This is a genomic window from Streptomyces sp. NPDC028910 (assembly GCF_055564955.1).
On sequence record NZ_JBVHVF010000039.1, the window covers coordinates 40,358 to 47,041 of the forward strand.

Genomic DNA, 6,684 nt, shown 5'->3' on the forward strand with positions numbered 1-6,684 from the left:
CCGGTGTGGATCAGTGCCAGAGAACGGCGATGAAGACGTTGGCCACGGTCAGTCCGCCGACCGCGCCGAACAGCGCCTTCTCCACCCGCTCCTCGTCACGCTTGACGTAGACGAGGGCGAGGATCACGAAGAGGATCGCGAGCTTCACGCCGATCTTGATGTTGTTGACGGCTGTGCCGTCCATCTCGTTGAAGCCCACCAGGAGCACACCGGTCACCAGCATGGTCAGGGCGCCGTGCAGCATGGCGGGCACGAAACGGGCGGTGCCGGCGCCCATGGCCTTCATCTGGGTCAGGAAGCCGCCGAGGAGCGAGGCGATGCCGATGATGTGCAGGCCGACGAAGACATTGATCAGGACGGTCATGCGCCGAGCGTACGGGGAGGCCGGCGGCGGCCCCCGGGCGGGCCGGGACGGGCAGCACCTTGACGTGACTGTACGAGATCTCGGTACGGTGCGGCGATGTCCGTACGAGATCTGCGTACAGTTGGACCATGGCCGCTGCTGCTGAGCTCACCCACCCCGCCGCCGACCGGATCGAGCTGGTCGAGGTCCTGGCGGCGCTCGGGCATCCCGTACGACTGGAGATCGTCCGCAAGCTCGCCTCCGGCGAAGAGGCCTTCTGCGGCGAGGTCGTACCGGACCTGCCCAGGTCGAGCGTCACGCACCACCTCAGGACGCTGCGCGAGAGCGGCGTGATCTGCCAGCGCCCCCAGGGCCGCAGGCTCTACCTCGCACTGCGCCGCGACGACCTGGAAGTGCGCTTTCCCGGTCTCCTGAAACTTGTGCTGGGCTGTCGGTCCCGCCCCCTAGACTCGGAATGCGATGAGCAGCCTCTTTGACGACAGTTTCCTGGCGGACCTCACCCCCTCCGACGAGGTCCCGCCGCCGCCCGAGGACCACGCCGCCCCGGAAGCGGGCGCGGACGACCTCTTCGGGGGGCGGTTCGACGTACCCATGAGCGGGGACGCGTACTACCGGGACGGCGCCCCCCGGCCCGTCATCGACCCGGCGACGCTCCTGGACGGGCTCAACGAGCAGCAGCGCGCGGCCGTGGTGCACGCGGGCTCTCCGCTGCTCATCGTGGCCGGCGCCGGCTCCGGCAAGACCCGGGTGCTGACCCACCGCATCGGACACCTGCTGTCCGCGCGGAACGTCCACCCCGGTCAGATCCTGGCGATCACCTTCACCAACAAGGCCGCCGGAGAGATGAAGGAGCGCGTCGAGAGCCTGGTCGGCCCCCGCGCCAACGCCATGTGGGTCTCCACCTTCCACAGCGCCTGCGTCCGCATCCTGCGCCGCGAGTCCAAGCGGCTCGGCTTCACGTCCTCGTTCTCGATCTACGACGCGGCCGACTCGAAGCGCTTGATGGCGCTCGTCTGCCGCGACCTGGACCTGGACCCGAAGAAGTTCCCCCCGAAGGCCTTCAACGCCAAGATCTCGAACCTGAAGAACGAGCTGATCGACGAGGAAGCCTTCGCCGACCAGGCCGTGGACGGCTTCGAGAAGACGCTGGCCCAGGCGTACGCGATGTACCAGGGACGGCTGCGCGAGGCCAACGCCCTCGACTTCGACGACATCATCATGACCACGGTCCACCTGCTCCAGGCCTTCCCGGACGTCGCCGAGCACTACCGGCGCCGCTTCCGGCACGTGCTGGTCGACGAGTACCAGGACACCAACCACGCGCAGTACACGCTGGTGCGCGAGCTGGTGGGCACCGGATACCCGGACCTGCCCCCGGCCGAGCTGTGCGTGGTGGGTGACGCCGACCAGTCGATCTACGCCTTCCGCGGCGCGACCATCCGCAACATCCTCCAGTTCGAGGAGGACTACAAGGACGCGACGACGATCCTGCTGGAGCAGAACTACCGCTCGACGCAGACGATCCTCTCCGCCGCCAACGCCGTCATCGAGCGCAACGAGAACCGCCGCGCCAAGAACCTGTGGACCGAGGCCGGTACGGGCGCGGTCATCACCGGCTACGTCGCGGACACCGAGCACGACGAGGCACAGTTCGTCGCCGACGAGATCGACCGGCTGACGGACGCGGGCGAGGCCAAGGCGGGCGACGTCGCGATCTTCTACCGGACGAACGCGCAGTCGCGCGTGTTCGAGGAGATCTTCATCCGGGTCGGGCTGCCCTACAAGGTCGTCGGCGGCGTCCGTTTCTACGAGCGCAAGGAGGTCCGCGACGTCCTCGCGTACCTGCGCGTCCTCGCGAACCCGGAGGACAACGTCCCGCTGCGGCGGATCCTGAACGTGCCCAAGCGCGGCATCGGCGAACGTGCCGAGGCGATGATCGACGCCCTCGCGATGCGCGAGAAGATCACCTTCCCGCAGGCGCTGCGGCGCGTGGACGAGGCCTTCGGCATGGCCGCCCGCTCCACCAACGCGGTGAAGCGGTTCAACGTGCTGATGGAGGAGCTGCGCACGATCGTCGACTCGGGCGCGGGCCCGGCGGTGGTGCTGGAGGCGGTGCTGGAGCGTACGGGCTACCTCGCCGAACTGCAGGCCTCGACCGACCCGCAGGACGAGACGCGGATCGAGAACCTCCAGGAGCTGGCGGCGGTGGCGCTGGAGTTCGAGCAGGCGCGGGAGGCCGCGGTCGTCGAGGCGGCCGAGACCGGCGCCCCGGCTCCCGGTTCGGGCACCCTGGCCGAGTTCCTGGAGCAGGTCGCGCTCGTCGCCGACTCCGACCAGATCCCGGACGAGGACACGGAGGGCACGGGCGTCATCACGCTCATGACCCTGCACACAGCCAAGGGCCTGGAGTTCCCGGTGGTCTTCCTGACCGGCATGGAGGACGGGGTCTTCCCGCACATGCGGGCGCTGGGCCAGACCAAGGAGCTGGAGGAGGAGCGCCGCCTGGCGTACGTGGGCATCACGCGGGCGCGCGAGCGGCTGTACCTGACCCGGTCGAGCATGCGCAGTGCGTGGGGCACGCCCTCGTACAACCCGCCGTCGCGGTTCCTGGAGGAGATTCCGGTGGAGTACCTCCAGTGGAAGCGGACGGGCGCGTCCCAGAAGCCGGCCGGGCCGATGCGGGGCTCGGGGTACGGGTCGTCCGGGTCGTACGGGTCGTCCGGTGCGGGGAAGGCGACGTTCGGCACCTCCCCGGAGTCGTTCCTGTCCTCGTCGCGTACGAAGTCGGGGCCGTCCGGATTCGCGACGCGACGGGCCGCCGACAAGCCGGTCATCGCCCTGCTGGTCGGGGACCGGGTCACGCACGACCAGTTCGGGCTCGGCACCGTCATGGAGGTCAAGGGAGCGGGCGCGGACGCGCAGGCCACCATCGACTTCGGCGACGACAAGCCCAAGCGGCTGCTGCTGCGTTACGCGCCGGTGCAGAAGCTGTAGGGCGGAGGCGGGGCGGCCGTGGGGCCGGGCGGCCGTGGGGCCGGGCGGTTGCCCGGCCGTTCGCGTTGCCGGGCGGCGCGTTACCTCGGGTCCAGGCCGTGGTTGCGGAACCACGCCAGGGGGTCGATCGCGGACCCGCCGCCGGGCCGGACCTCGAAGTGGAGGTGCGGTCCGGTGGAGTTGCCGGAGTTGCCGGAGTACGCGATGACGTCGCCCGCCTTGACCTTGCCGCCGCGGATCTTGGTCGAGCTGAGGTGGCAGTACCAGGTCTCGGTGCCGTCGGGCGCGGTCACTATGGCCATGTTCCCGTAGGCGCTGTTGTACTGGGTGCGCACGGTGCCGTCGGTGGCGGCCATGACCGGGGTTCCGTAGGAGACCGGGAAGTCGATGCCGGTGTGCACGGACATCCACATGCCGCCGGACTGTCCGAAGCTGGCGCTGAGGCCCTGCTGCGCGACGGGGAGCGCGAACTTGGGACGGGCGGCCTCCTTGGCCGCGGCCTCCTCCGCCTTCTTCTTCTTTTCTTCTTCCTGGCGCTGGCGCAGGTCGATGCGCTCCTGCGTGCGGCTCGCGCGGTCCGCGAAATCGCCCGCGTCGGCGCTGAGCGCGACCAGTTGGGTGTCGAGTTTGGTGTTCGCCGCGACCGGCTTCACCGAGGCCGGGTCGGGCGCGGCCATCGTCGTGGTGTCCTCGGAGGACTTCTCCGTGCCGGTGAGTCCGCCGACGGAGGCGGCCGCGACGCCCGCGACGCCCATCACGCAGGCCGAGGGCACGGCCACGGTCAGCAGGGCGGAACGCTTCGCCGGGCTGCGGCGCCGGCTGTTGCCCGCCTTGGCGTTGCCCTTGGCGCCGGCCTTGGCGGCGGTCCGGCGCGCGGAGCGCGGAGTGGAGGTCACGGGCATGGCCTGGGTGGGGAGGTCGTGGACCTCGTGCACCTCGTGAGCCCCGTGCACCTCGGCTGCCTCAGACGCCTCGGGCGAATCGGGCGTCTCGTCGGAGAGCACCTCGAAGACGGCGGTCTCGCCGTAGGTGTCGGTCTGGACCGAAGGGTCGATGACGACGGCCGGGGCCTCGTAGGCATAGCCGGCGGAGGGCGCCTCGTACGCGTACTGCTCCTGCGCGGGCTGGTACTCGTACGAGTAAGCGGCCTCGGGCTGGGCGGCCGGGGTCTGCGTGACGGTGTTCCAGGCGGTGGCGTCGTAGGCGCCGGTCTCGGTGCCGGTGGTGCCGTAGCCAGGCATCGCCCAGTGCCCGGTCTGCTCGGCGGACGCGTCGTAGCCGAAGGAGGCCGGCTGGTACTCGGTGTAACCGGAGTAGTCCGTGCTCGGCGTGTTCCAGGCGCTCGCGTCCCAGGTCCCCGTGGTGTCCTCGGGGACGGGCTGGGCCGGGATCGTGGACAGATAACTGTCCTGCGAGGTCCACGCGGTGGTGTCGTACGCGCCGGTCTCGTAGGAGCCGTAGGCGGCGTAATTGACCCCTTGGCCCTGCGTTTCATAGGAAACGTAGGTCGAGTCACCAGCGAAAGTGGTGGTGGCAAGGCCGTCATACCCGGGATCCGGGTACTGGCCCGACGAGGGGCGGTCGTTCACCAACTTCTCTTTCGCCTCGGCAGTGGGGCCTGGGTGGCCGGGAACTCGAAGTTCACCGGAGGAGAGCAGTGGCGTGACTGTACCCGGCGGTTACTCGCAACGACAATCTTCGACGGGTTTCCAGATCCCCGGAACCGGGCATTCGGCCGCCTTTCGGTCGCCTAAAGACGCACCCTTGGCCTTGAGTTCGAAATTCGTTCGACTGTCGGCCGTCGGACGGCTAGGCCACGGAGGCGGCGTCCGAGCTCGCGACGGCGGTGAGGCCGGGCCCGTCGAGGGCGCGCCGGACGGCCGCGATCACCGCGGGGTGAGCGGGTAGCGCAAGGTGCCCGATGCCGGTGACCTGCACGTTCTCCACGCGTAGATCCGGATGCTCGATCCGCGCGGCCCTGACCGGAGTCATCAGCGCGTCGAACTCGCTCCAGAACGCCACGCATCGAGTGGCGCAGCCGGGCGCGGGCGCGGCCAGTTCGGCCAGTACCTCGGAGTCCGGGCGCATCTGCCGCACCAGCGGGTGCGCGTTCATGAAGGGGGCGACGCGCGTGCCGGAATGCGGGGTGCCGAGCGTGACGAGGGTCCGCACGCGGGCGTCGCCGCCGAGGCGCTGGACGTAGTACCGGCCGACCAGTCCGCCCAGGCTGTGCCCGACCAGATCCACCCGCTCCTGGCCCGTGCGCTCGCACAGCTCCTCTACGCGCCGGGCGAGATGACGGGCGGTGACGCGCAGGTCGAGGGTGAGGAGCGAGTAGTTGTACGCCTCCACGTGCCGCCGGCCGCCAGCCCCGAGGGCGCGGCGCAGCAGGACGAAGACCGACCGGTTGTCGGTGAACCCGTGGAGGAGGAGGACGGGTGGGCGGGTCGCGGGCGTGCGGGCCGTGACCTTCTCCTGGCACACTCCGGTGGGATAGAGGAGGAGGTGCCCGCCGAGCACCACCACCTCAAGAGCGCCGGCCCGCAGCGCGGCGCCGGACAAGGGCATGGACATCGGTATGGACAGCCCCATCGACGGCCTCCCCTGAGCCTCTGGGGACCGCGGCAGTCGCGCCACCGTGCCGTGCGGCTGTCGGCACGGTGGCGCAATGCCGTCCCACGTGTGATTTCCCCCTCGTGGTCAACCGCGAAACGGCGGCGTGCGCGATGCTGTACTTAACGTTCGTTCACTCGGGAGGCAGTGCGATGGGTGTGACCGGTCCGATCCGTGTGGTGGTGGCCAAGCCGGGTCTCGACGGCCACGACCGCGGGGCCAAGGTGATCGCGCGGGCGCTGCGGGACGCGGGCATGGAGGTCATCTACACCGGCCTCCACCAGACCCCCGAGCAGATCGTGGACACCGCGATCCAGGAGGACGCCGACGCGATCGGCCTCTCGATCCTCTCCGGCGCCCACAACACGCTCTTCGTGCGCGTGCTGGAACTCCTCAAGGAGCGCGACGCGGAGGACATCAAGGTCTTCGGTGGCGGCATCATCCCGGAGGACGACATCGCCCCCCTCAAGGAGAAGGGCGTGGCCGAAATCTTCACCCCGGGCGCGACGACGACAGCCATCGTGGACTGGGTCCGCGGCAACGTCCGCCAGTAGGCCGCGCCACCGGGGCTCCGCCCGCGGATCCCTTGGCGGGCTGGTTGCCGCGCGGCGGCACATCCAGCCCCGCCGGCGTTTGAGGCGCGGGGTCTGGGGCGGAGCCCCAGGTCTTTGAGCCGCAGGCGGCACATTCGGCCCCGCCCGGGCCATCCAGCT

Annotated in this window: 6 protein-coding genes; 3 read left to right on the forward strand and 3 right to left on the reverse strand. The window is 70.0% G+C overall.

What is annotated here, in order from left to right; translation table 11 throughout:
- Positions 1-10 precede the first annotated feature (10 nt).
- Complete coding sequence (locus ACZ4TV_RS31880; RefSeq protein ID WP_468138672.1) at positions 11-364, reverse strand: hypothetical protein; 354 nt, start codon at positions 362-364, stop codon at positions 11-13.
- Positions 365-492: 128 nt separating this feature from the next.
- On the opposite strand from ACZ4TV_RS31880, the gene ACZ4TV_RS31885 reads away from it, so the two are divergent.
- Entirely contained in the window at positions 493-840 is a 348-nt protein-coding gene (locus tag ACZ4TV_RS31885; protein ID WP_468138673.1) for an ArsR/SmtB family transcription factor, read from the forward strand.
- The gene (gene pcrA, locus ACZ4TV_RS31890; RefSeq protein ID WP_468138674.1) at positions 824-3,358 is read left to right on the forward strand and encodes a DNA helicase PcrA; all 2,535 of its coding nucleotides are present in this window, start codon (positions 824-826) and stop codon (positions 3,356-3,358) included. Before ACZ4TV_RS31885 ends, pcrA begins: the two co-directional genes overlap by 17 nt.
- A gap of 80 nt (positions 3,359-3,438) precedes the next feature.
- Here the strand turns inward: pcrA and ACZ4TV_RS31895 are convergent, their stop codons facing one another.
- Together ACZ4TV_RS31895 and ACZ4TV_RS31900 are read right to left on the reverse strand one after the other, a co-directional pair.
- Complete coding sequence (locus ACZ4TV_RS31895; protein WP_468138675.1) at positions 3,439-4,947, reverse strand: M23 family metallopeptidase; 1,509 nt, start codon at positions 4,945-4,947, stop codon at positions 3,439-3,441.
- 220 nt (positions 4,948-5,167) lie between these two features.
- Positions 5,168-5,950 carry an esterase/lipase family protein gene (locus ACZ4TV_RS31900; RefSeq protein WP_468138677.1) on the reverse strand — a complete coding sequence of 261 codons (783 nt, stop codon included), beginning with the start codon at positions 5,948-5,950 and terminating at the stop codon, positions 5,168-5,170.
- A gap of 173 nt (positions 5,951-6,123) precedes the next feature.
- On the opposite strand from ACZ4TV_RS31900, the gene ACZ4TV_RS31905 reads away from it, so the two are divergent.
- Positions 6,124-6,525, forward strand: coding sequence for a cobalamin B12-binding domain-containing protein (locus ACZ4TV_RS31905; protein ID WP_362394998.1), 402 nt, complete (start codon positions 6,124-6,126; stop codon positions 6,523-6,525).
- Positions 6,526-6,684 lie beyond the last annotated feature (159 nt).

Bases quoted from the DNA above. Each gene is read 5' to 3' on its own strand.
- ACZ4TV_RS31880 (WP_468138672.1), bottom strand. From the start codon at position 364: ATGACCGTCCTGATCAATGTCTTCGTCGGCCTGCACATCATCGGCATC.
- ACZ4TV_RS31885 (WP_468138673.1), top strand. From the start codon at position 493: ATGGCCGCTGCTGCTGAGCTCACCCACCCCGCCGCCGACCGGATCGAG.
- pcrA (WP_468138674.1), top strand. From the start codon at position 824: ATGAGCAGCCTCTTTGACGACAGTTTCCTGGCGGACCTCACCCCCTCC.
- ACZ4TV_RS31900 (WP_468138677.1), bottom strand. From the start codon at position 5,950: ATGGGGCTGTCCATACCGATGTCCATGCCCTTGTCCGGCGCCGCGCTG.
- ACZ4TV_RS31905 (WP_362394998.1), top strand. From the start codon at position 6,124: ATGGGTGTGACCGGTCCGATCCGTGTGGTGGTGGCCAAGCCGGGTCTC.